At 46.5% G+C, this 25090-nt stretch carries 26 protein-coding genes and 1 pseudogene; 12 read left to right on the top strand and 15 right to left on the bottom strand.

The window, feature by feature from the left end:
- Positions 1–21: 21 nt before the first annotated feature.
- The 8 genes and pseudogenes from H6995_04675 to H6995_04640 form a co-directional block, all read right to left on the bottom strand.
- Positions 22–372, bottom strand: a complete 351-nt coding sequence (locus tag H6995_04675) for an STAS domain-containing protein (protein ID MCP5214286.1) — start codon at positions 370–372, stop codon at positions 22–24.
- Positions 353–889, bottom strand: coding sequence for a purine-binding chemotaxis protein CheW (locus tag H6995_04670; GenBank protein ID MCP5214285.1), 537 nt, complete (start codon positions 887–889; stop codon positions 353–355). The genes H6995_04675 and H6995_04670 overlap by 20 nt, the downstream gene beginning before the upstream one ends.
- Positions 890–910: 21 nt before the next feature.
- A pseudogene (locus H6995_04665) lies at positions 911–3078 on the bottom strand (chemotaxis protein CheA).
- A gap of 10 nt (positions 3079–3088) precedes the next feature.
- Positions 3089–3454 carry a response regulator gene (locus tag H6995_04660; protein MCP5214284.1) on the bottom strand — a complete coding sequence of 122 codons (366 nt, stop codon included), beginning with the start codon at positions 3452–3454 and terminating at the stop codon, positions 3089–3091.
- A 7-nt stretch (positions 3455–3461) separates the two neighbouring features.
- On the bottom strand, positions 3462–3947 hold the full coding sequence (locus tag H6995_04655) for a hypothetical protein (GenBank protein MCP5214283.1): 486 nt from the start codon (positions 3945–3947) through the stop codon (positions 3462–3464).
- Positions 3948–3952: 5 nt separating this feature from the next.
- On the bottom strand, positions 3953–4315 hold the full coding sequence (locus H6995_04650; protein ID MCP5214282.1) for a response regulator: 363 nt from the start codon (positions 4313–4315) through the stop codon (positions 3953–3955).
- Between the two features lie 122 nt (positions 4316–4437).
- The gene (locus tag H6995_04645; protein ID MCP5214281.1) at positions 4438–6546 is read right to left on the bottom strand and encodes a nitrate- and nitrite sensing domain-containing protein; all 2109 of its coding nucleotides are present in this window, start codon (positions 6544–6546) and stop codon (positions 4438–4440) included.
- A 332-nt stretch (positions 6547–6878) separates the two neighbouring features.
- Positions 6879–7283: a hypothetical protein gene (locus H6995_04640; protein ID MCP5214280.1), complete on the bottom strand. Its 405-nt coding sequence runs from the start codon at positions 7281–7283 to the stop codon at positions 6879–6881.
- Positions 7284–7510: 227 nt separating this feature from the next.
- Here H6995_04640 and H6995_04635 point away from each other — a divergent pair, with 227 nt between their 5' ends.
- From H6995_04635 to H6995_04620, 4 genes are all read left to right on the top strand, one after another.
- Positions 7511–8557 (top strand): lipid A deacylase LpxR family protein, encoded by a 1047-nt coding sequence (locus tag H6995_04635; GenBank protein MCP5214279.1) that lies wholly within the window; start codon positions 7511–7513, stop codon positions 8555–8557.
- A gap of 26 nt (positions 8558–8583) precedes the next feature.
- Complete coding sequence (locus tag H6995_04630; GenBank protein MCP5214278.1) at positions 8584–9174, top strand: pyridoxamine 5'-phosphate oxidase family protein; 591 nt, start codon at positions 8584–8586, stop codon at positions 9172–9174.
- A 106-nt stretch (positions 9175–9280) separates the two neighbouring features.
- On the top strand, positions 9281–11299 hold the full coding sequence (gene rep / locus H6995_04625; GenBank protein ID MCP5214277.1) for a DNA helicase Rep: 2019 nt from the start codon (positions 9281–9283) through the stop codon (positions 11297–11299).
- A 76-nt stretch (positions 11300–11375) separates the two neighbouring features.
- Positions 11376–12086, top strand: a complete 711-nt coding sequence (locus tag H6995_04620; protein ID MCP5214276.1) for an SIMPL domain-containing protein — start codon at positions 11376–11378, stop codon at positions 12084–12086.
- A 16-nt stretch (positions 12087–12102) separates the two neighbouring features.
- Here the strand turns inward: H6995_04620 and H6995_04615 are convergent, their stop codons facing one another.
- From H6995_04615 to H6995_04605, 3 genes are all read right to left on the bottom strand, one after another.
- Positions 12103–13299 carry a Bcr/CflA family multidrug efflux MFS transporter gene (locus tag H6995_04615; protein MCP5214275.1) on the bottom strand — a complete coding sequence of 399 codons (1197 nt, stop codon included), beginning with the start codon at positions 13297–13299 and terminating at the stop codon, positions 12103–12105.
- 143 nt (positions 13300–13442) lie between these two features.
- On the bottom strand, positions 13443–13922 hold the full coding sequence (locus H6995_04610; protein MCP5214274.1) for an LEA type 2 family protein: 480 nt from the start codon (positions 13920–13922) through the stop codon (positions 13443–13445).
- Positions 13923–14633: a glutathione S-transferase family protein gene (locus H6995_04605; GenBank protein ID MCP5214273.1), complete on the bottom strand. Its 711-nt coding sequence runs from the start codon at positions 14631–14633 to the stop codon at positions 13923–13925. It lies immediately after the preceding gene.
- Between the two features lie 140 nt (positions 14634–14773).
- Between H6995_04605 and msrA the strand changes: the two genes are divergently transcribed.
- The 4 genes from msrA (at position 14774) to msrB (ending at position 17739) form a co-directional block, all read left to right on the top strand.
- Positions 14774–15379: a peptide-methionine (S)-S-oxide reductase MsrA gene (msrA, locus tag H6995_04600; GenBank protein MCP5214272.1), complete on the top strand. Its 606-nt coding sequence runs from the start codon at positions 14774–14776 to the stop codon at positions 15377–15379.
- A 90-nt stretch (positions 15380–15469) separates the two neighbouring features.
- Complete coding sequence (gene cmoA, locus H6995_04595) at positions 15470–16195, top strand: carboxy-S-adenosyl-L-methionine synthase CmoA (GenBank protein ID MCP5214271.1); 726 nt, start codon at positions 15470–15472, stop codon at positions 16193–16195.
- Positions 16192–17166 carry a tRNA 5-methoxyuridine(34)/uridine 5-oxyacetic acid(34) synthase CmoB gene (gene cmoB / locus H6995_04590; protein ID MCP5214270.1) on the top strand — a complete coding sequence of 325 codons (975 nt, stop codon included), beginning with the start codon at positions 16192–16194 and terminating at the stop codon, positions 17164–17166. Before cmoA ends, cmoB begins: the two co-directional genes overlap by 4 nt.
- A gap of 138 nt (positions 17167–17304) precedes the next feature.
- The gene (msrB, locus tag H6995_04585; GenBank protein ID MCP5214269.1) at positions 17305–17739 is read left to right on the top strand and encodes a peptide-methionine (R)-S-oxide reductase MsrB; all 435 of its coding nucleotides are present in this window, start codon (positions 17305–17307) and stop codon (positions 17737–17739) included.
- On the opposite strand, the gene H6995_04580 is transcribed toward msrB, so the two are convergent.
- On the bottom strand, positions 17729–18139 hold the full coding sequence (locus tag H6995_04580; GenBank protein ID MCP5214268.1) for a nuclear transport factor 2 family protein: 411 nt from the start codon (positions 18137–18139) through the stop codon (positions 17729–17731). The two genes, msrB and H6995_04580, sit on opposite strands and share 11 nt — an antisense overlap.
- Before the next feature lie 250 nt (positions 18140–18389).
- On the opposite strand from H6995_04580, the gene H6995_04575 reads away from it, so the two are divergent.
- The 4 genes from H6995_04575 to H6995_04560 all read left to right on the top strand — a co-directional run bounded on the left by H6995_04575 (position 18390) and on the right by H6995_04560 (position 22298).
- Positions 18390–18923: a YkgJ family cysteine cluster protein gene (locus H6995_04575; GenBank protein MCP5214267.1), complete on the top strand. Its 534-nt coding sequence runs from the start codon at positions 18390–18392 to the stop codon at positions 18921–18923.
- Between the two features lie 46 nt (positions 18924–18969).
- Positions 18970–20403: a UbiD family decarboxylase gene (locus H6995_04570; GenBank protein MCP5214266.1), complete on the top strand. Its 1434-nt coding sequence runs from the start codon at positions 18970–18972 to the stop codon at positions 20401–20403.
- Positions 20394–20711 carry a GIY-YIG nuclease family protein gene (locus tag H6995_04565; protein ID MCP5214265.1) on the top strand — a complete coding sequence of 106 codons (318 nt, stop codon included), beginning with the start codon at positions 20394–20396 and terminating at the stop codon, positions 20709–20711. The genes H6995_04570 and H6995_04565 overlap by 10 nt, the downstream gene beginning before the upstream one ends.
- Before the next feature lie 219 nt (positions 20712–20930).
- Complete coding sequence (locus H6995_04560; protein MCP5214264.1) at positions 20931–22298, top strand: UbiD family decarboxylase; 1368 nt, start codon at positions 20931–20933, stop codon at positions 22296–22298.
- 13 nt (positions 22299–22311) lie between these two features.
- On the opposite strand, the gene H6995_04555 is transcribed toward H6995_04560, so the two are convergent.
- From H6995_04555 to H6995_04545, 3 genes are all read right to left on the bottom strand, one after another.
- Entirely contained in the window at positions 22312–23625 is a 1314-nt protein-coding gene (locus tag H6995_04555) for an MATE family efflux transporter (GenBank protein ID MCP5214263.1), read from the bottom strand.
- A gap of 80 nt (positions 23626–23705) precedes the next feature.
- On the bottom strand, positions 23706–24578 hold the full coding sequence (locus H6995_04550) for an NAD(P)-dependent oxidoreductase (GenBank protein ID MCP5214262.1): 873 nt from the start codon (positions 24576–24578) through the stop codon (positions 23706–23708).
- 68 nt (positions 24579–24646) lie between these two features.
- A complete protein-coding gene (locus H6995_04545) occupies positions 24647–25066 on the bottom strand; it encodes a regulatory protein RecX (GenBank protein MCP5214261.1) in 420 nt (139 codons plus the stop codon).
- Between the last annotated feature and the right edge of the window lie 24 nt (positions 25067–25090).

The raw sequence follows: 25090 nt of genomic DNA, 5'->3' as shown, positions 1-25090 counted from the left end.
AGTCGATTCATCCTATTTTGATCAACCCCGCTTAGGCAGCCCCAGCTCAGCGCTTAGGCCTAACCGTTGAGCACTCGCCAAAAAATCTTTCGAGACTTCTGTCCAGGTCAGAGGCCGCCCTGAAAATCTTCCGGTAATAACCGAGGCAAGCAGTACCTGTAAGATCGCAGTATCAACACGAGCTACCTCTCCGGCATCAATACGAACGGGAATTTTGTTGATGCTGCAATCTGCCAGTTGCGCTTGTAATTTTGTCGCATCAGCAATACTAAGGCTGTGAGCTAAAATGATCGTGCCTTTTGTAGCCTTCGCCTTTACGACTTTCGCTTTTGCTGCTTGCGCTTTTGTCGCTTTAGTGGGTGATATCGACACTGGACACCTCGATTGAGTCCGCCTGTTGATCGATTACGCCAAAAATACTCTCAGATATCAGCTTATCCACATCCAAGAGAATAACCATTCCATTAGGCATTGAAACTAACGACCGAACATAGTTAATGGAAACTGTCGTACCAAAATCCGGTGGTGGCTTCATATCTTCACTATTCAAGTCATACACTTCCGAAATCGCATCGGCCACCATACCCACAGTACGATTGCCAACTGCACAGTTCACCCGAACAACAATAATCACTGTCTCATCATTAAATTTCACCGGATCGGCCCCGAACCGAATACGAAGATCAACCACAGGCACGATAGTGCCACGTAAATTAATAACGCCAAGGACATAATCCGGGGTACCGGGAATAGGCGTCGTTGCAATCCAGCTTTTCACTTCCTGAACCTGTAGTATATCTACGCCATACTCCTCACCACTAAGCATAAAAGTAAGCTGTTGATTTCCATGGGTTTCATCAACCATTGTTTGAGAAAGCGCATTTTCCATAATCAGAATTCACCTCTGCTATTAGTTATGTCCGTTGACGACAAAATCATCGCTGAATTGTCTTTTCTTCGCAGATAATAACGATTTAACCTGCCAATCACCGGACAGATATTTTTTTATCAATCCGGGAGTATCAATAATGAGCGCAACAGTGCCATCACCAAGAATTGTTGCGCCTGTGACGCCTGGCACCGCCCGAAAATTCTTTTCAAGACTTTTAATCACTACCTGCTGCTGTCCTAACAATTCGTCGACCAGGATACCGACGCGCTGACCTTCACCCTCGACAATCACCAGCAATCGATCTGCGCCGGGGCGATCAGCGGGCAATTCCGCAAAGTCGGACAAATGAATAATGGGAATGTGTTCTCCGCGCAATCGATATACGTCTACATCGCCGGCAATATTATTAACAAGCGAATGGTCAACGCTGACTGTTTCGATAATTGACAACAGGGATATGATAAAGATTTGATTACCCACTCGAATCAACTGGCCTTCAAGTATGGCCAGGGTCAGGGGCAAACTGATGGTAAGGACGCTGCCCTGACCTGGGACGGATTTGACATCCACACGACCGCTAAGCTGTACAATATTGCGCCTGACGACATCCATGCCAACTCCTCTGCCGGAGACATCTGACACCGCTTCCGCCGTTGAAAACCCAGGTTTAAAGATCAACTGATCTATCTGCTCGTCAGTCAATTCCTCCGTCTCAGACACAATACCCTTTTCAATCGCTTTCGCTAGAATTCTGGTACGGTTCAGTCCCGCGCCATCATCAATAATTTGAAGAACGACGTTAGCGCCTTCGTGAAAAGCTTTCAGCGTGATAGTGCCCGTTTGATCTTTACCCGCTGCCAAGCGATCATTAGGAGACTCAATACCATGGTCCAGTGCGTTACGCACCAAATGTACCAACGGATCGGAAATTTTCTCCAGTACGGTTTTATCAACTTCGGTATTTTCACCAACCATTTCGAGATTGATTTTCTTACCCAGTTTCGCGCTCATGTCATGTACCAAACGGGGAAATCTCGCAAAACAAAAACTAATGGGCAGCATGCGTATCATCATGACACTTTCTTGAAGCTGACGGGTGTTACGCAGTAATTCTGAAACACTGTCGCGAAGTGCATCCTGATCCACTTCGCTGGCTTCTTCACCAAATCGCCGCAGCATTGATTGAGTAATCACCAGCTCACCGACCAAATCGATGAGCTGGTCAATTTTATGTGTACTAACACGAATAGAGCCTGCTTCAGGATTTGGCTTTGCTTGTTTCGATGATGACGCTCCCACTGTGACAGTTGCGCTCTTGACCACCCCACCTTCTTTACATTCATTTTCCTTTGCGCTTGTGCCAGGATTCAGTTCTGACCTCTGAACTTTTGCATTAATAGTTTCAATTTCCGGACTGAGCTCCCGGATACCATCTTCTGCTTTAATTTCTAATTCACAATCAAATTCAACCCAATCAAATACTTCAGCAATTTGATCCTCGCTAACCTCACCAATTAACTTAAGTTCCCAGTGAATAAAGCACTGATGAGGGTCAATCATCTCGATGTCCGGCACTTTGCCGGTCTTGGCTTTGACGGTTAACGTACCCAGTTTTCCAGCTCGTGGAAGAGGTTTAATGGGTCATTCCCAGTTTCCAATAAATGGGGTTTTGGCTTAAAGCGTATTGTCCAAACACGTTGAAATGCGCCTACTTGCTCTAACTCAGTTGGTAATAACCCAGTTGGTAATCCTGTCGGCAGTTGCGACGTAACCTGCTCTTCATTTTTAGTAACGCCGACACCAATTTGCCTTAACTGGTTGATATGATTTTCGATCTTGGATTGCTCCACCGCAGCGCCACCATTGGATTCCTCCATCATGGCCCTGAGCACATCGACACAGGATAACAGGATGTGGACGCTTTCAGACGAGGGCTGCAGGTTTTCATTACGCATTTCATCCAACAGGGTTTCCATATGGTGGGTAAATTCAGAAATGGGTATAAAACCGAAGGTCGCAGCACCCCCTTTAATGGAATGGGCGGCCCTAAAAATATTGTTCAGAAGGTCTAAGTCTGTGATACCCGTTTTGAGTTCAAGCAGGCCTGCTTCCAACACGTCAAGATTTTCCGCGCATTCCTCCAGAAAAATCTCATGTATATCTGCAAAATCATTTGTATCGTTCATCTTTATCAGATCAGCTGAGGATTTTATCGATGGTTGCGAGTAATACTTGCGGGTCAAATGGCTTTACTATCCATCCCGTGGCGCCCGCTTCCCGTCCTTTCATTTTTGATTCTTTACTGGATTCAGTCGTTAATATCAGTATCGGTTTGAAGCGAAATCTTTCATCCTGCCTCAGCTTTTGCACAAGCTCGTAGCCATCCATTCGCGGCATATTCACATCGACTACTGCCACATCAAAATTATGCTGATCCGCCACCTCTAACGCATCAAAACCATCGACCGCTTGGACCACATCAAAACCAGCGGAACCAAGCGTCAAGGACAACATTTTTCTTATAGATAACGAATCATCTACGGTAAGAATACAGGCCATTATTTTCGCCTCAGAACGTGACTAGTGTGATGGCGCCAGTACCATAGCCTGGCACATCGACCAAAATTCCCTTTTTATGAACACTTCCCGCAACTGCCTGGCTCATTGTTCCAGGCAGCTCACTAGGCCGATAGACTTTACTCAACCGCAAATGCGCAGACTTATCACACATAAAGGTAGTAGAAACGATATTCATGATTTCATTCAGGTTCTCAAGCACAGCCGGGAAAAAATCCTTCGTTACTACCATTTCTCGGGCGCCCCCAACCGGCAACATTGACAGGGATGCCCCCGCGTAGGCGGCAAACGCTGTATCACAACTACAGGTGGCAACCAGCTGGTCGTTATCATCCACATAGGTAGCCGTAAAGACATCGCCATCACTGGGATCTAAAACACCAGTGTCACGGGCTTCGGTAGAATTGCCAAACAACATGCCAAGAACATTTCTTAACTGCTCAGATTGCGGCAAATGGAAATTATTTGTGTTCATCATTACTTTTATCCTAAATAAGGGCTAAGAATTTGCTCAAACGACTCAGTCGTAAATGGTTTTGCGATAAGAAACTTGGCTCCCGACTCCCTCGCTAGTTCTCGCATTGGCGCTGTCGACTCCGTAGTGACAAAACCAAAATCCACATCAATTTCCGCCTCGTTGAGTTTTTCCAATAATTGTATGCCGGTCATATTTGGCATATTCCAATCACAGAGGATTAAATCTGGTACCGACTTTTGAATAACCTCGAAGGCTTGCGCACCATCCGAAGCTTCAACAAATTCCAAATCCTCAAACCCAGCACCACGTAGTGTTTTTTTAACGATCAACCTCATTGCGGTACTGTCATCTACTATCATTACTAGCATTCATTCCCCCCCGATTAACTTTGTTACTGGCAGCTAAGTTGCCCCGTTGCGGGTCAACAAGGAGTCCTAATTAACCCGTTAACCAGCCTCTTCTTTATTATTAATAGCGACCAAATCTAATACTAAAAACTTTCCCATTCGTCATCCGCCCCTCCCCCAGCAGCAACTTTTAAAGATGGCGCGCTTGACACAGGTTGAGTCTGTGACTTGCCTTTTTCAGACCAAGGTCGTTGCTGAGATCGTCGTTCTTTCGTCAAGTTTTCGTATTCTCCAAAATAGCCAGAATCTTGCTCACGCCCCTCCTCATAGCTATTGTTTACGTCAAAGAAATTCATAATTTCCGCAAGGGTGACTGATTTCCTATAGATGGCCTCACTGGTAGCAGCAGCTTCTTCGGCCAACGCAGCATTCTGCTGCGTTACGCTATCCAATTGCGTTAACGCATCATTGGTTTGCTCAATACCCAGCGCCTGTTCACGACTGGCGACAGCGATATCACTGACAATTGACGATACCCTTTTCACTGCCGTGACAATTTGCTCCAACGACTCACCAGTCTCATTCACCAAGCGAGTACCATCCTTCACCTTCTGTACGCTATCTTCAATCAGTGCTTTAATCTCTTTCGCCGCGGTTGCGCTACGACCGGCCAAGCTCCTCACTTCATTGGCAACAACCGCGAAGCCTCGCCCCTGATCGCCGGCTCGAGCAGCTTCCACAGCGGCGTTAATGGCTAACAGATTGGTTTGAAAGGCAATATCATCGATAACATTGATAATCGCCGCAATTTTCTCGCTAGAAGCGTCGATTTCCTTCATTGCATCAACCGCTTGAGCGACAACCTTGCCGCCTTTATCTGCGGAGTCGCCGGTATTATTAGCCAGCTCATTGGCATCTGCTGCATTCTCAGCGTTTTGCTTCACTGTACTGGTCATTTCTTCCATGCTCGCAGCCGTTTGCTCGACATTCGCGGCCTGTTGTTCAGTACGCTCACTTAAACCACGATTGCCTTCGGACATTTCCTCGGCAATTTCCCGCACTACAGTGGTCGCTGCCTTGGCGTTACCAATCAATTCAGCCAGCTTCTCGCGCATACTGACCATTTCACCATAGGCACCCTGAAGCTTGGCTTTCGGAATATTACTCGTGGAATAATGCAGATTGCCCCGCGCCACATTGGTAACAATTGAGAGTAATTCCCGCGGATCGGCACCTAACTGCCGTAAAGTATCTCGGATGACCCAGGCTGCGAATAACAGTGACACCAGGATTCCGAACACAGATACAAATAGCGACAAATAGAGTCCACGAATGGCATCTGTATAGCCTTTTTCTGCTACAACCATCACGTCACTGGCAAGTTTGTCTTCAATTGATTTCATGAGGTTAATTTTTTCTGTTTGGATTTGTTCCCAATGATTGGGATCAACCCGGAATAACCCGGTCCAGACTTTCCGCAGAGCCAAAGCTTCAAGGCGTGCGGCCTCAATAACAGAAGGATGCTCCATTGTCTTTTTGTAAAATTGCTTCTGCTCCTCAGTCGCTGTTGCCAAAAATGAGTTTTCAGAATTAGTTTGTGCAGAAATCAATTCCACCACTGTCTTAAACTGATCATCCTCAAAGGCGTCTTGAGCAAATACCAAAGCCAACACCGCACGCTCAACTCCGGCACTTTCTTTAACGTACATATAGTTTTTGTATGCCATGGATAAGAGGGCTATCTGTGACGAAGGGCTTGTTTTAGCGATAGCCCCGACCGCTTCAATCAGGGCATTATCCAACTCTGTATAGAATGCAATTCCATCACTATTTTTAATGTTCTGCGTAATAACTGCCGAGCGATGTGAATTAAGCTGTGCTATTTTTTCCTTAATAAAGCGCCTTGAACGCTGAATATCAGGAGTAAACAACGTAGCATCCAAACTTTCAGCGTACTCAGTAAGCGCCAGGTGCGCCTCGTCAGTCAAGCGCCGTTGAGACTGCAATTCAGCTGCAAACGATTTACCTTTTGAGCCTAAATAACCTGCTGTCATACCACGTTCAATCTGTAGCTCATGCACCAAACTACCAATACGAATGGTCAACTGCACCAAATCGGTCATCATTTTGGCGTTGTCTTTTCCCTTGGCATAGAAGCTCATACTATTCATCGCAAAGTAACTCATTGCGATCATTGGAATTGATAAGCACAAAATCAGCTTCCATTTAAGTGCTAAATTTTTCAGTTTCATAATTTATTCTCTTGGCTATCTACGTGGCCTGTATTGGCGAATACATTTATACAATGCATCGTGCTCGGAAAATCAGCATATATATGCTCTCCGCTTTAAGCATAGCTGGAATCCTTGCAGCTGCAAGTTGGGGTAGATCAGTTAGTTAGATTGTGGTAAGCGACATAGAATGGCCGCCTGATCGAGTGACAGACGAGCGTTATTATCGTCTGTTTTCAATCAGAGAAACTTCTAGAGAAGCAGGCTATTTTTCAATGAAGGGGGCGAGTCGAGTATGGACTTTAACCACGCGAAATAGAGGAAATTCACTCTACCTGATGCAACTCATTTGATTAGTACTTTGAAACCATATGTTTAACAATAAAGCCCACCACTTCCCGCCAAGCCAGCTCGACTTCTTTTGTATATTCATTATCACACTCGACAACCGTTTTAAGTAAGGATTCCAACCAATAGTCGTAGAGTTCCGGCTTAACATTCAGGTGATGTCGGTCGTGGGAAATTGCACGCTCATTTAATTGATGAACTGCCTCGGGAATACCCTCAATCGCGAGCACAATCATCTCTAAGGACTTTAACAATTTAACTTTCTGAAGGTTGATATTCGTATGGATGAACATCATCTTCACTTCATCGGCGGTGGCGAAAAACCGCGTATAGAATCGATCGATAAAATCATCATTTTTTTTGCAGCGCCTCAAGCTTTGCAAAAAAACCGTTTTCGACGTCTTTGTCATGGCTTACTTTACCACCCGCTTAACCATTCAACCGGCATCATTGCCACGAAAGTATACTCTACCATTTTATTAGCCCACGCAAGTAGTTTGTGGGGGGCTCGATATTTCAACTATTCCGGTAACACCGCAACTATTTTACGCTTAATCAAAATATTTACCTGCCTCTTTTTTCTAAGAGCCCTATAATAGGCCGCCATCACTACCAACAACGGAGTCAGATTACAGACATGAAGTTAGCTCAAAGACTCGTCATTGTGCTCTTGCCTGTGCTTTTTCCTACCTATGGTCATGCCATCGAAGACCCAAAAGATAGCTGGACTTTTAGTCTTTATTTTGAAAATGACCTATTTGCAGAAACTGACCAAAACTACACTAATGGCGTGCGACTTTCCTGGATATCCCCCGACCTGACCGATTACATAAAAGATCCGACACTACCGAACTGGATCCGTTCTGTTAACAAACGTCTAAAGTTTTTTCACCCCAAATCAAGACGACTCCAACGTAATTTAATATTTTCCATAGGCCAAACTATTTATACGCCAGAAGATATCGATGCGACGCTGATAGTGGAAGACGATCGCCCCTACGCCGGTTGGCTGTTTACCCGCTTTGCCTACCAGAGTAAAAGCCAGCGTCAACTCGATACTCTTGAAGTTAATATCGGCGTGGTCGGCCCATCCGCCTTGGGCCAAGAAGCTCAGGATTTTATTCACGACCTCCGGGGTTTCGATAAATTTAAAGGTTGGGATAACCAACTCGATGACGAACTCGGCCTCATCTTTCTTTACGAACATCGGCGTAAGCTATTTAGACATACCCCCCACGACGGTCGTTTCGGCTACGATTTTATTGGTCATGCGGGGGTCGCCTTTGGCAACGTAGCCACCTATATTAATATGGGTGGCGAAATTCGCTTGGGCTGGCTGATTCCCAATGATTTCGGGACTTCGGCAGTAAGGCCGGGTGGTGATAACAGCGCGCCAGGGGCGGTGTGGGATCCACGCATCAGCGCACCGGGTAAGATTGGCTTTCATTTTTTTACTGCCTTTGATGTCAGGGCGATAGGCAGGGATATTTTTCTCGATGGCAATACTTTTGAGGGCAGTCATCGTGTCAGTAAAAAAGAATTTGTGGGCGACGCATCCATCGGCTTGAGCACTGTATTTAAAGGCGTCAAGCTTTCAGTCGCGCAGGTCTTTCGATCGAAAGAGTTTGAGCAGCAAAAAGATGCGCACTCCTATGGTTCTATATCGATCTCTTTCAGTTACTAACAACATCTATACTTCGGGAGCCACCTATGAGCAACGATCAATCTATTGACGAACCAAGTTATCGCGCACTGTATGGCACACCGGCGGATTATGTAGCGCAAGCTCATGCACCCTGCTTGGAAGAAACCAGTAAAAATTTTATCCGCGCCAGCACCTTTATGGTGCTATCGAGCAGCAATGAAGCAGGCTATATCGATATGAGTCCTCGCGGTGGTGAGCCGGGCTTTATTCATGTACTTGACGATAAGCACATTGCCTTCCTGGATGAAATGGGTAACAAAAAACTGCACACCATAGGCAATCTTGTAAATCGTAGCAAAGTTGGCATGCTCTTTATCATTCCCAGCGTCAAGGAAGTCTTACGCGCCTACGGTGTCGCCCAGGCCATTCATGACGAAGAAACCATTCTAGCGATGGGAGGCAACCTGAAACGAAACAAATCCTTTATTCGAATCAGAATTGAAAAGATCTTCCCGCACTGTTCAACGGCACTTAGCAAAGCCAGCCTATGGGACAAAGAAAATTGGCCGCTAGCGCTTGCTAAGGAAATTCCGAGCATCCGTGAATTAGGGGCAAGTATCGCAAATGCAAGAAAGCGTATTGAGTCTTCAGATTAATTTAGGCGTCTCTGACTAATTTTTTTAATTTCAATTAGAGTGCTTTCACCGCCCACAGTGCGTTGTTACAATCGCGCACTTTTTAGCAACTGTCCTTAGAGGTTTTGTGTCTCGATTAAACACGCAGCAACAGCAAGCCATTCACCTGATTGATCGACCACTCTTGGTGCTGGCGGGCGCTGGCAGCGGTAAAACTACCGTGATCACCAACAAAATCGCCCATCTAATTAAACAATGCGATATTCAACCAAAACATATTTTTGCAGTTACCTTTACTAATAAGGCAGCGCGGGAAATGAAAGAACGCGTCGCCAAACAACTCAAAGGCGATGCCGCTAAAGCACTCACGGTGAGCACTTTCCATAATCTTGGCCTCAATATTATTCGACGTGAGCACAAATTGCTGAATATCAAACCAGGCTTTTCAATTTTTGATTCGCATGACACACAAACACTGATTAAAGAACTTATTCCAAGCAGTGAAAGTATCGACAAAGAATTGATCTATTTTATTCAACAACGCATTTCCAATTGGAAAAATGCTATGACCACGCCCGACACGGCGTTGACTCTAGCTGCCAATGGCAATGAAATGATGGCGGCGAAGGTTTACCAACTCTATAACCGTCAGCTGCGGGCCTATAACGCGGTGGATTTTGATGATCTGATTTTACTGCCTACCGAGTTATTTCAAACAAATCCAGAAGTACTGGATCGCTGGCAAAACAAGATTCGCTATCTCTTGGTCGACGAATACCAGGATACCAATGCCAGCCAGTACCTGCTGGTAAAGTTGCTGGTCGGGGTGCGCAGAACCTTTACAGTAGTGGGCGATGATGATCAATCCATCTATGCCTGGCGCGGTGCGGTGCCGGAAAATTTGTCACTGCTACAGCAGGATTTTCCTGGACTAGAGGTCATCAAACTGGAACAAAACTATCGCTCTTGCGCCCGCATCCTCAAAGCGGCTAACCAAGTCATTAGCAACAACCCCCATGTCTTTGAAAAAAAGCTCTGGAGTCAACTCGGTGTTGGTGAGGAAATCCGTATTTTGCAGTGTGACGACGATGAAGCTGAAGCCGAGCGTATTGCTGCGGATATCGTTAGCCAACGCTTGCAGAAACGTACGCAGTTTAGAGATTTCGCTGTTCTCTACCGAGGTAATCACCAAGCACGAATGCTCGAACTTAAACTGCAGCAGTTTCAAGTACCTTACAAAATCAGCGGTGGTAATTCTTTTTTTGATAAGGCGGAAATCAAAGACATTATTGCCTACCTGCGGCTGATCGTTAACCCGGATGATGACACTGCATTTTTACGTATTGTTAACGTCCCACGACGACAAATCGGCGCAACCACCTTGGAAGCGCTTGGCTGCTATGCCACAGATCGAAATATCAGTCTCTTTTCCGCCTGCAGCGAACTCGGCTTGGAGCAACAACTCAAACCCCAACAGTTGGATAAAATTCGGCGCTTTAAACACTGGCTTGAATCTATCACGCAACGCTGTTTTCAGCAAAGCCTGGAAACCGCTATGCGCGACATGATCGCAGAATTAGATTATGAAGAGTGGCTGGTGCAGAATAGCAGTAGTCGTCAAGCGGCGGAAAAACGTATGTCCAACATTTGGTTTCTGCTCGACTCATTACTGAGGAATCTACCCGACGACGAACGCAAAGAAAACGACGCTTTGCTTGCCGACGCACTGGCAAAACTGGCGCTTCAGGATATGATGGAACGCCAGCAACAGGAGGATGACGCCAACCAGGTACAACTGATGACATTACATGCCTCCAAGGGTTTGGAGTTTCCCCATGTGTTTATTATGGGTTTGGAGGAGAATCTATTGCCGCACCGCAATAGTATCGAAGCGGAAACTATCGAAGAGGAAAGACGCCTGTTTTATGTGGGCATCACGCGCGCGCAGAAATCACTGACGCTGACGTTAGCCACCGAGCGCAAACAATATGGCGAAACACATAACACTGACGCCAGCCGGTTTTTACAGGAACTCCCAGAGGAGGATCTCGCCTGGGAAGGTGGCATGAACATCTGTCCTGAGGCCAAGCGTAAACGCGGCAAGTCAGCCATTGCCGGATTGCGTGATTTAATGGGCTCCGTATAAAAGCCTCCAAATTACTGGAACTCCTTAGCGAATGTCATCTCTAACCACAGCCTACCAAGATAGAAGGATGCATCTGATGAGAAAAATATTAGCGCCAACCACTCTCTTACTTTGCTTATTTGCATTTTCGGAATTTGCTGCTGCCGACGCAAGACTACCCCCACCATTGCGACAGGTTGAAGTCAGCGGCATGGGGAAAATCACCCAACAACCCGATATGGCCACTACCTCGTTCACGTTTTCACAACGCGCCAACCAAGCTGCGCAGGGCAAAACCCTCATTGATACCCAGGTAACCAATCTGCTGAAACTCTGTCAAAAACTGGGCATAAAAGAGGCGGATATTCATGCCGCCAAGCTCAACGTTTACCCGGAATATGATTACAAACGTAATCGTGAGCTGATCGGTTACAACGTCAGTCGAGCGGTTGAGGTGAAAGTACGCGACCTACAGCAATACCCACGCCTGTTAGATGGCGCAGTTGGCATCGGCGCCAGCCATAGCGGCAGCCTTACACTGGATTTCAGTAATCGTGAGTCGCTCGAAAATGACGCCATGCTCAAGGCATTTCAAAATGCCAAACAAAAAGCCACACTGCTAGCACAGCAGGCTAACAGCAAGCTCGGCGAGGTACTCTGGATTAGCGAAACAGGTAATGCCCCGCCAATGCCTATCCACACGCCAATGCGCATGGCTGCGACGGCGGAGAGTTCGGACGCCGCCTACCCGACGGGTGACATCGAGCTAACCAAACACCTATTGGTTAGATTCAAGCTTGAGGACTGATCAGCCGGAGGATTGATTAGGGAGTCTGGCGAAAAGAACGCACTCCCGCCAGCAGTACTAGTGCGCCCAAAGAAACTAACACGCAAAAGAGCATCACGCCAGGCATCACCAGATTGCTGCCATCATGCAGAAAGCCAACAGCCGCTGATGCAATTCCGGCAATTCCAAAACGGCTAACGCTTAATACACCGGATGCCGTGCCTGTCGCTATAGTGAAGTAGCTCAACATTGAGGCGGTGGCATTCGCGCTAATCATCCCAATCATGCCGACACAGAGGATAATAGGGATAAGTGTACCAACCACACCGCCGAAATGAAAAAGACTGATGAGCATCAAACAACTACAGGCCACGACCTGAACCAATACGCTACCCAGCAATAGTGATTGACTGCTGAATCGTCCAATCAGTTGGCTGTTCAAATAGGCACAGATCATTGTCAGGACAATATTACAGCCAAATAGGTAACCATAAAACTCAGGGGATATGCCAAAGTATTCAATATAGAGGTACGGCGAGCCCGAAATAAAAGCAAACAAACAACCATAACTAAATGCTGAGCAAAGATTAAAACCCATCGCCTTTGAATGTGACAGTATATGTCGGTAGTTACTCAGCACACGGCCCAAACTTAAAGATTGGCGACGTTCTGGTGGGTTTGTCTCCGGTATTATCGCTACCACTGTCCAAGCGCAGATAAAGCCCAAGCAGACCAACAGCCAAAAAATTGCCCGCCAGCCGAGCCATATCAGCACATAGCCGCCAATAAGCGGCGCAAGTAACGGCACCACCATCATCACCATAATAACGTAGGACATAACACGTGCCGCCTGCTGTCCCTGGTAAAGATCGCGCACGATAGCGGCAACAATCACACTACCAGCACCAGCGCCTAACGCCTGCAGCCAGCGCAAATGTATCAGTTGATCGATATTAGTGGACTGCGCGCAAAATGCACTCACTAAACCAAATACGCTGACTCCGGTAAATAACACCCAGCGCCGACCAAAACGATCCGAGATAGGACCATAGAATATCTGACTGAAGGCAATCCCAATCAGAAAAACACTCAAAGTTTGTTGTACTAGCCCAAAATCAGCCTCTAAATCCTTGGCGATCTGCGGTAGGCTCGGTAGGTACATATCCATCGCCATGGCAACCAGCGCCGATAGCATGCCTAAAGCGGGAATAAAAAAGCGGCTGTTCTGAGACATTCTCGTCACAACTTCAAATACAAGTGAGCAATGGTAGGAAACTTCAGGTTAATACAATGCAAGGGAATCTCTTTATTTTAGGAGCCAGATTAGCGCCTGGCCAACGTTAGTAAACATCGTTGAAAAACAACTGCCAAAATTAATTATTGAGTCAACGCGATGTTACCCTTTTCAACGAGACGAATCGTCGGAAGCAGCCGTGAATCAAGCGCCAGCTTAGCCGCCAATTCATATTGAATCGTGCTTTGTGGTGCGGTCAGAATGGTGCGAATAAAGCGCAAGCCATTAAGCATATTGACAGTCGCTTTGACCTCAATTGGCACCTCCGAATAGGCTGGAATTTCAGGGATATTGTTGGCAACGCCATCCAGTAGATCATAGCCCTGTAGGCGGAGACTATAACTCATCCCAACAAGATTGAGCGCAAATGCATTCGGATTGGAAATACGCAATCCGATCGCAAAGCTTTGCTCCATTCCCTCCGCCGGCAAGGCCTGTAGTGAGACCACTTTAACACGAGGATCCTCAAAATCCGTACGCAAGTGGCCACAGCCGCTAACGGCCAGCAACGCCCCAACTAGAAACACCATGTAGCGAATTTTTTTAGCGCCAGTAAATCTCATTTAGCTCTCTATTGAATAGTAGGTTTTTTGAATACGGTGGCAAAAACTCACTAAATTGGGGTAGCTTTTGACCATTTTCGTCAAGGAAGATTGTAACGGCGCAAGCGCCAGCTCAGCTAGAAACCCATAGGCGACGGCATCCAAAGTCGTGGCCTGACCACCGAAGAAGAAAGATTTATCGCCCAGAAAGTCCGACAATGCCTTAAGGTCGGCCGCCAAAATCTGTTTGATTTCCTGTTCAGAATGCCGCCCTAACCCTTGCCCACGCAAACTTTTGATGACATCTTTTCTGACCTTTTTCGCCACCATATCCTTAAGAAAAAAGGGTAGCTTACCAAAGAAACTTTCTTTTAATTGAGGCCAAATTTCATTGCTGGCCCAGCGTGACCAAACCAAACACCAATAGAGATTCTCATCCATCATCTTGACAAAAGCATGTGCCGTCGCTTTTTGCTCTGGGTTTAAATGCCCATCCAGCGCATCGCCATAACGCTCCTTGAGGTAAGCAATAATAAACTCTGAATCTGCTACTATCTTTCCCTCATCTTCGATAAAGGGCAACTTTCCCTTCGGCGCCTTTTTTAAATTATCTATACCGGATACGCATTCAAAGTTGAGCCCCGCCATGCGTAAGTAAATATCGACCTTTAAGCAAAAAGGACTGGGGTCAGGTAACTCGCCAAACTGACCGAAATTGTATAGTTTGATCACGCTTGAGTCCTGCAATAGTCATAATAATCAGCCACACATGATTCAATCTTTTTCCAGTGATTGCAACTAATAGTTAGCGATGTAGTCCCATCACAGGTAACGTTATTTTAACTTGGCCAGAGCCGATTCCGGAAATACGAATGGACGTCATCAAATCAATTTGTTTCCTACTTGCCCTCACCTGCGCCGGTTTATATCCAACCCTTACCTCAGCGCAAACAAACCTAGTCAAAGCGACATTTGCCGGGGGCTGTTTCTGGTGCATGGAACCGCCTTTCGATAAATTGGAGGGGGTGGTTAGCACGACTTCCGGCTACACCGGAGGTGAACAGAAAAACCCAAATTATGAGCAAGTTTCTTCCGGCCGTTCCGGCCATGCCGAAGCAGTGCAAGTCCTCTATGACCCCGACAAAATAAGTTATCAAACATTGTTGGAAACTTTTTGGCATAACATCGACCCCACTGTTGTGAACCGGCAGTTCTGTGACAGCGGTAGCCAGTACCGTACGGCTATCTTTTACCATAATGACACCCAAAGAGAGCTAGCCGAGCAATCGAAGCAGTCTTTAATCACTAGGAAGCCCTTTACCGAGGATATTGTCACTGAAATTACCGCAGCGGATATCTTTTATCCAGCAGAAGACTACCACCAGGATTACTACATAAAAAATCCGATCCGCTACAAATATTACCGCTATGGTTGCGGTCGAGATAAACGATTAGAAGCACTTTGGGGTAAAAAGTAACCTATCAAACACTTGGCTTTTCCTTCCGCTCGGCTGTTCTGCTACAATCGCGACCCTATTGAACGCTAAGATTGAGCCGTTAAGACAACTGTGAAAAAAGACCAAATTTACGCATCACCACGTGATCAAATAGATGCCTTCCGTTTCGATGATGCGGTCGCAGAAGTGTTCAGCGACATGATCGTTCGTTCGGTGCCCGGTTACCGCATGATGCTCGAAATGATTGGCGTTATTACGCGCGAATTTGTCCGTCCAAATACACAGTGTTACGACCTCGGCTGTTCACTCGGTGCAGCCACTTTGAGTGTTCGCCATAATCTTCCCGATAGCTCCTGCAAAATAATTGCCGTCGACAATGCCCAAGCGATGACGCTGCGGTGCCAAGATATCATTAACGCCGATACCGCTGTCACACCCGTTGATATACGCTGTGAAGATATTCTCACAACAGAGATAAGTAACGCTTCCCTGGTCATCATGAATTTCACTCTGATGTTTATTTCTCCAGATCAACGCTTACCATTGCTATATAAAATATTTAATGGGCTGAACCCAGGTGGGGTTTTAGTTTTATCTGAGAAAATGAAAGAGTCGGAATACCAAGACCAGGAGATGCTGACGGACCTCTATCATCACTTCAAACGCATCAGAGGTTATTCGGAATTGGAAGTAGCACAAAAACGTAACGCTTTAGAAAATGTCTTGATCCCGGAGCCCATTGAAATTCACCAAGAGAGATTAGGACAAGCCGGTTTTCAACAAATAACCAGCTGGTACAAGTGCTTCGGATTCACCTCGCTTATCGCTAGAAAATGATTGATTTTAAAGATTTTTATAAGCGCGCCTTAGAAAATGGTTTAGGCCGATTTGAGGATGAATTTCGTTGTATTCTTGATACACGATTCCACCAGCACTATCACGGTGAGCTTAGCCATTGGCTAGAAGCAATTGCTGCGTTACCAGCAATTGCCGCACAACCGATTCAGTTTGGCGACAGCATTAGTATCTCCTCCACCAAACCAATTGAACCGCAAAGCAAAGACCAGCTGCTTGACTGCCTCAAATTGTTTCACCCCTGGCGGAAAGGGCCGTTTAATTTGTTTGGCATTGAGATCGATACCGAGTGGCGTTCTAACCTAAAATGGCAGCGAGTGCTACCTCATATTCAATCGCTCAAAAACCGTAAAATTCTAGATATCGGTTGTGGTAATGCCTATTACGGCTGGCAAATGTTAGCAGAGCAACCTCGCTGGGTATTAGGTGTCGATCCCTCGCAAAAATTTATGATGCAGTTTTTAATTATGAAGCGTTTTGCAAATAACTATCCTATCGATTACCTTCCCTTGCGGGGCGAAGACCTACCTGCTCGCATGGCTGCCTTTGATACGGTTTTTTCCATGGGAGTGCTATATCATCGCCGTTCTCCTTTTGATCACTTGGAGGAACTCAAGCAATGCCTGGTCGCGGGTGGAGAATTGGTGCTGGAAACACTGGTAATAGAAGGCGGCCAAAACCATGTTTTAGTTCCCGCCAACCGTTATGCGCAGATGCGCAATGTCTGGTTTATTCCCAGCACTACCACCCTCGCTGGATGGTTAGAGCGCGTGGGTTTTGACGAGGTAAAACTAGTCGATATAAGTCAAACGACAACTACCGAACAAAGAACTACAGACTGGATGAGGTTTCATTCGCTTGAGGACTACTTGGCCCCTGATAATCCTCATCTTACTATCGAAGGCTACCCCGCTCCGTTACGCGCAACTTTCGTTGCTCGCAATCCAAGGTAAAGGAGTTTTCGGTAATTTAATGCTGGAACTTACTGGCGCCAGACGCATCTTACTGTTACTCCTTCAACCTGAGGCTTATATGTGAATCGTCGACAGTTTATTATAAAAGGAATACTCGTTGGATTTTTACCATGCCTCATGCCGATGGGCACCTTCGCTCACCATGGAAAAATTCAGCCTATAACACTTTCGAAAGAACAATGGCGAAAAAAACTTACTCCTGAACGGTTCAGAATTCTACGCGAAGAAGGAACAGAATACCCATATAGCAGCCCTTTAAATAACGAAAAACGCGAAGGAACCTATCATTGTGCTGGTTGCGATCTGCCACTGTTTGAATCCTCTGCAAAATATGACAGCGGCACTGGCTGGCCTAGCTTTTTCCAATCCATTCCTGGCCATATGGAAACTAAAACTGATTATCGAATTATCTATCCACGCACAGAATATCACTGTGCACGGTGCGGCGGTCACCAGGGACATCTGTTTGACGACGGCCCGCGACCAAGCGGTCAGCGCTGGTGTAATAATGGTTTAGCTCTTCATTTCAAGCCAAAAGAAACTAGCGAGTAGACTTCTTTGCGCCAGCGTGTATTTGGTTCAAGTCAAAATAATCACGCCAGCTTCTAATCATAGTATTTTCAAACTCGAACACACCCATGACGGGCAACTCTATCCATTTATGATCAATTAAAAACCGATCCAGCCGCTCCACTAAAACCACGCCCATATTGGTTTCAGCCACATGCTTAACTACCCAGTCAACCCTCTCGGTTTGTAAAAAAAAGGGTTCCAACACCGCCCGAATCGCCACCGCTCCCAGGATAGGCTCAAGCGGAATGTTGTGATAGCAGCTGTTATCGTCAAAAAAAGACATCATTTTATCCGTATCACGGGCATTACAGGCCGCGATAAAATCCAATGCAAGTACCGAATTACTACCAAGCCTGCTATTTCTCAGGTCTTTATCCATTGATTTATATGCCTTATTATCGAGTTAATCTGGATCAAGTTAAGCATAGATAACAATTAAGGCAACTAAAATATGGCAGTGTATAACTCATGGAGGATACCTAAAAACGCCCCTCCAATCACAACATCATGCCTGATATCTTCTGCCAGACCCCACACAACACTCATTTGTTAACGCTATGCAAAGAGGTTAGAGTAGCCATAGATCAATATTAAGTTCCATTCCGACCAAAGTATAACAAGCTATGAGGATGACTATGCAGGTAGATGCCATTATCGCAAAAGAGATCGGCACTCTAAAGGTAGACTGTCAACCAGGTTGCTCCTGGTGCTGCCATCAATTAGTCGTATTAACCCATGCCGCCGACGGTGACGCTATTTTGGATCTTGCTCGACAACGAACGAGCGATAAAGAGTTTGCACAAATCGTACGGAAGATAAAAAATCAGGCTCGGGAAATCAACGCTCTACCACATCACCTCGCCGAACAAAAAGCATGGCCCTGCCCCCTGCTCAAAAACAAAAGGTGTCTCGTTTATGAAGTCCGTCCTATCGCCTGCCGATCAGTTGTCAGTCCTGATAACAAATGCTGTAAGGCCATGTTGAATGCCTCTGATTTTGACGAGTTACCCGTTGAATATCAGCGTATCGCCAGCGATATCATGGAGCGCGCGATCAACATTCAACTTCGTGTTAATAATCAACGTCCCATCGACGGAGCTGTCGAGTTACGCTCGCTACTTGTGTCGATCCTAGACCAAAAAAATCAGCCTGACTTACATTAACATTAACTAAAATAGCGACGCATTTTAAGATTCCGGAGGTATTTCGATGGATTATCGTCAAGCAGATTTAAGAAGTTATCTGGCGGATGTCGCAGCATTGGATAAGATAGATTCCGTCTCCAAACAAGTGAGTCTTGATACCGAAATTCCTGCGCTTTGCTCAGCGGCCAGACGACCTCTTTTGTTTAATAATATTGATGGTTATCCGGGCTGGCGTCTAGTTGATGCCCTACTGACTAATCGTACCCATCAAGCGATCGCATTAAACTCGAAACCTGACCGGGTCATGCAGGATTATGCGGCGTGTCTACTTAAAGGGCCGGGAGAGACTGTTCAAATTGCAACAGGGCCCGTTAAAGAAACCCTATGGCTAGGCAAAGACGCCGATTTGACACGTTTGCCCGCACCAACACCCAGCGAGGGTATAGAGGTTCCTCACCTAAACCTAAAGCCCTCTGACTTTCATATACCAACGATAAGTGGCGCCATTATTATTACTAAAGAACGAGGGGCGAATATACACAATTGTTCCTACTCGATGGTGCAAGTGGCAGGCCCTCAGCGCGGACAATGTTACCTATTATCGTCACACACTTGGCGTAATATCGAAAGTTACCAAGCTCATAACGAACCGATACCAATGGCTATGGTAATCGGCTGCCATCCCGCCTATGAGCTGGCCGCAGTCTATACCGGTCCGCACCCTGGGTTTAGTGAGTTACATATGGCCGCCACATTACTGGGTGAGCCAGTTCCATTGGTTAACTGTGAAACAATAGATATGCAGGTGCCGGCCTACGCAGAAATAGTGATCGAAGGTTACCTAGACCCGAATCCAGGGCCATATATCCACACATCTGCACACACGGACACCCATAGCCCGATTATTGGCGAAGAAATTTTTTTTGATGTTACTGCGATCAGTATGCGCAAAGACCCTATCTATCGACATATTCAACCCACACGATTTACCGATCATCACGGCATTTGTGAGTTTTATATCGCGCCTCTGCTTTACAACATGCTACGCAGCAAAGGTATAAACGTACATGATGTAGCCGTCCCCATGCATTCAGCCATCAACTGCGCCGCCATTCAGATGACTGCAAATTGTCGTGAAGAAGTACGTGATGCCTTACTCACAGCATTGTCGATGCCATTCCTGCCGAGAATGGCTATTGCAGTGGATCAAGACGTCAATATTCAAGACGCCAATGAGCTTATCTATGCCCTCTCTATCAGAGCCGATCCAGCCAAGGATCTCATTGTGTTGGAGGATATGCGATCTTTTGACTTGGAACCGCTAGGCAAAATGATTACCGGCTTAGAAAAAACCAAGCTTCGCTCCGGTAGTCGCTGGGGTATTGACGCCACAAAACCTCCATTGAATAAGCCTGAACAACGAATTCAGTTTGAACGACTCCGTGCCAGAGGCGAGGGTAAAATATCATTAAAAGACTTCGTTGACCCATCCCATTGAAACGTTGGTTTATTTATCTCATTAAATGCGGCAACGGTAGTCTCTACACAGGCATTACCACTGATGTCGCGCGGCGACTGTTGGAACATCAGAGTGACAGCAGCAAGAGTGCCAAATACCTTAGGGGCAAAGGCCCCCTTGAGTTAGTTTGGCAACAAGAAGTCGACGACAAGAGCACTGCCTTAAGGGCAGAGCTTAAAATTAAAAAGCTCTCCAAAGCCGATAAAGTACGGTTAATAAAAAACCAGCTTTCAGTGCAAGACCTTCAGATAAACCAACGAAAGCGGATAAGAAAAGACAATAACTGACAATAAGAGCATCTATTTAAAAATCGCTACGTTTTAGGCATAGCAAGATAAATGCCGACTCTTGTATACTCCGTTATATTGAAACAATCCCCTTAGTTATCAATCTGATACTAACTCAGCGCCAAGTTACTCCTGTCTCAGGAAAAAAGTTTGGCAGCTAACCAGAAAACTAAGGATCATTTCGCTTTAACCGCATTTAGGTATAGCAGGATAAAAAATATGGATCTCGCAGCAAGAAACCTGATAGACATTCAATCCTATATAGAATACCTCGAACAAAACAATCATCTCATGCGCGTCAAATCTGAGGTCGATCCTGTCTTTGAGTTAGCCGGAATAGCAAAGAAATTCGAAGGTGGTAAAGCGATTTTATTCGAAAAGGTAAAGGGCTCCCAATACCCTCTGCTACTCGGCCTCTATTGGAACCGGGCGATGATGGCGCAATTCTTTAATACTGATAGCGCCAAACTTCCTTTTGTGCTGGCCGACGGTATTAAGCAGTGGCGGCAAGCACCGATGGAACCCATTGTTCTAAAAAACGGCCCAGCCAATGAAGTCATCGAGGCAACACCTGATTTAACCAAGCTACCTATCCCTCACCATGCAGAAGGCGATGGCGGACGTTACCTGACCTCGAGCGTGGTTATTGCTAAAGATCCAGATACTGGTGTTCGTAACCTTTCGATTCACCGCATGATGCTGGTCGGCGAAAACAGAATGACGCTCCTACTCGAAGAGCTAGGTCATTTGATGGATTATTACAAACGCGCCGAAGCCAAAGGCGTTCCACTTGAAATTACCGTCAACAACGGTGTTGATTTTCCTGTCTGTATGGCAGGCGCTGTACCCGCTTCGGCCGCCCCGATTGAAATGGACGAGCTGGGTATCGCCAGCCAGCTTCGTGGTGCGCCCGTCGAATTAATAGAAAGCCAAACTGTCGGCGTTGAAGGTATCGCCAACGCGCAATTTATTATTGAGGGTAAAATTCTACCCAAACTGAGGGAGGAAGAAGGCCCCTACGCTGAAGTCACTGGTTATTACGCAGAACGTGACCAGCGTTGGGTTTTTGAAGCCACCGCAATCACGCGCCGTGCAAATCCGGTCTTCCACTCGATTTTGTCCGGTAAGGAAGTGGGAAATGCTTATGGCATCATAGCCGGTGCTGGAGCTTATGACAAAATTCACAGCCTGATACCAGAAGTTACCGCCGTACATTTTTCCGATGGCAGCGTACCTTACCATCTTGTTGTTCAAATCGATAAGAAATTTGAAGGCAGCCAGCGTAACGCCATGATGGCCGCTTTCGTTTCTCTCGCCTTTGTAAAAACCGTCACTGTTGTTGATACCGATGTGGATATATATAACGTCGCCGATGTCGATTGGGCTGTGGCAACACGCTGTTGTTACGAAACCGATTTACTAAAAATTCCAGACTCTATCGGCCACCGTTTAAACCCCATGGTCCAAAATGACAAGTGGTGCCGTATGGGGGTGGATGCAACCGTTCCGTTGCCGCGCCCTGATAAGTTTAAACGTGCTACGATGGCTGTGGTGGATTTGAGCAATTACGATATCGAAGGGGCTTAACAGCAGCCTTAAGCTAGCCAGTCTCAAGTGCTGTGATTCCCTGCTCACGAAATACCCGGCGAATAATCGCATAAGCGATTAAGCCTGCAATAATGTTGCCGCAGGCTGCGCCGATAAATAGTCCATTGATGCCGCCTAGCAGTGAACCAATATAGGCCAACGGCAGATAAAGTAGCAGCAATCTCACGACCGTAGTTAATAGCGCCGTGCGCGGTCGCCGCAGTACATTCAAAGACACCATCACCAAGATAACAATCCCGTGAGCACCGTAGGTTAAGGGTAACACCAACAAAAACATCTTAATGACCCCGACCACCTGTGAGTTATCGCTGAACACACTCGCGATATAGCCTGATGTGGCCAGTAGCAGGAGATAAACCCCCGTTTGAAAAATCAAAGAGAACTTTAAACCACCCATCAAAGCCCGGTAAGCTCGATGAGGCTTTCCCGCACCGATATTTTGACCAATAAACATCGGCAGGGTCGAGGATAGCGCAAACACCACTATCAAACTAATAAACTCAATCCGCGCCCCAACTCCAAAACCAGCTACCGCCTCAACGCCATACCGAGCAATCATCGCCGTGAGCACCGCCGCCGCTATCGGCGTCATAATGTTTGCAGCAATAGCTGGTACTGCAATCTTGAATAACTCGAACCAATTCGGCAGCAGATGCGAAAAACTGGGGCGTGTAAATTCCAAAAGCTGCTCACGAAAAGTCAATATCGCAATAGAGCAAAGCCAACCTGTCATGCAGGCAATCAGCGTCGCCCAGGCCGCACCAGCGACCCCTAGTTTAGGAAATGGGCCAATACCAAATATTAGCAAAGGGTCAAAAATCAGATTAATCACAGACAGTAGCGCCATAATGCTGGCTGAAAGTTTTGTGTCGCCAATTGCCCGTAGTGCATTATTACCAATCATCGTGAGCATCCACATAGGGGCAGCAATAAACCAGATACTCATGTAGCTTTTAATAAAGGGCATTACCTCTTCCGTTGCACCCAATGCTTTAAATAATGGATCAATCGCAAGAAAACCAATAAAGGCAGCAATCACCGCTATTAACGCCGCAATGATTTTGGTATCCGTAATAAAGCGTGCCGCCTTTTGATGCTGACTTTCACCGATCAGACGCGACAATAAAGCGCCTAACGCCATACCTATCCCCAGCGCTACGCTAATCAGAATATTAGCGATAGGTTGGGAAAAACTTACTGCAGCAAGCTCATGGGTACCGAGCATACTGATAAAATAGGTATCCACAACCCCCAATAGCATCATCGAAATCATGCCGAATATCATCGGCACAGTAAGACGAAACATCAAAGGGCCAATTGGCTCCGATGTAATGGCTTTGGTTCTCTTACTGGTTTTGCTATTGATATAAAATCCTTAAAAACTAACTAGGAAGTTTTTGATCGAAGTCGCGCAATCAAGCTGGAAGTATCCCAGCGATTACCCCCCATTGCCTGCACCTCAGCATAATAGCCATCCACAATCTTCGTCACTGGCAAAGACGCTCCATTAAGACGCGCCTCAGCCAAAGCAATCGCCAGATCCTTTCGCATCCAGTCAACCGCAAACCCAAAATCAAACTCGCCCTGCAACATCGTCTGATACCGGTTTTCCATCTGCCAGGATTGCGCCGCACCTTTTGCAATAACTTCGACTACCTGAGCACCATCCAGACCAGCGGCCTGGGCAAAATTTAACCCTTCCGCCAGTCCCTGAACAAGACCAGCGATACAAATTTGATTAACCATTTTAGTCAGCTGACCACTACCGGGAGGGCCCATTAGCTTAGCTAATTTGGCATAGACATCGAGTACGGGTTTAGCTCGCTCAAAATCGCCCGCGTTGCCCCCTACCATGATTGCCAACAGACCATTCTGCGCCCCCGTCTGTCCGCCCGACACGGGGGCATCAAGGAAGGCAAACTCACGACCCTGAGCTTGCTTGAATAATTCACGCGCAATATTTGCAGATGCCGTGGTATGGTCGATGAAAAGACTCCCCTTAGACATTCCTCCAAATGCACCATCTTCACCCAGAGTAACCTGGCGGAGGTCTTCATCATTTCCGACGCAGGTGAATACTATCTCAGCACCAATAGCGGCTTGCATTGGCGTCAAGGCAAGGCTTCCCCCATACTGTTCAACCCATTGCTCTGCCTTTGAAGTCGTGCGATTAAACACCACTAACTGGTGCCCGGCCTGGGCTAAATGTCCTGCCATGGGGTAACCCATCACACCCAAACCAATGAAAGCTAAATTCATGGCGTTCCTAAATTCTCAATATCAGTCAATGGAAAATTCGATTATTCTACAGACATACTAAACCTAGATCACTCGGGATAATTTCTCCGTAACACCCAATTGATCTGCTCGTAAGTATAACCCCGCTGCTGCAGGAAACGCTGGCGTTTCGCAAGAGATTTTAAGTCCTGAGTGACACCGGAACCAAATTTACGCTTAGTTAATTCCGACAACCGTTCTAACCAGCCTTCTGCTTGAGGATCCAAATATTTCGTCACCCATTGCTCAGACACACCTCGCGCTTTAAGTTCAGACATAACACGAATTGGCCCATATCCATTATTCATTCGCGAACGAATAAACGCCTCGCAAAAACGCTCATCACTAAGCAGATTATCCATAACGAGCGAGTCGAGTGACTCTTCTAATAGTGCTGGTTTTTCAACGCGTCTTTGTAGTTTTTGCAGAAGTTCCTGGCGGGAATGTTCGCGGCGGGCCAACAAGTCCATAGCGGCCCGCCGTACATCGGAAGC

It is taken from the genome of Pseudomonadales bacterium (genome assembly GCA_024234615.1).
GTDB lineage: Bacteria > Pseudomonadota > Gammaproteobacteria > Pseudomonadales > IMCC2047 > JAJFKB01.
Note: the sequence above shows the minus strand (reverse complement) of the source record. Positions and strands in the feature narration are given on the sequence as shown.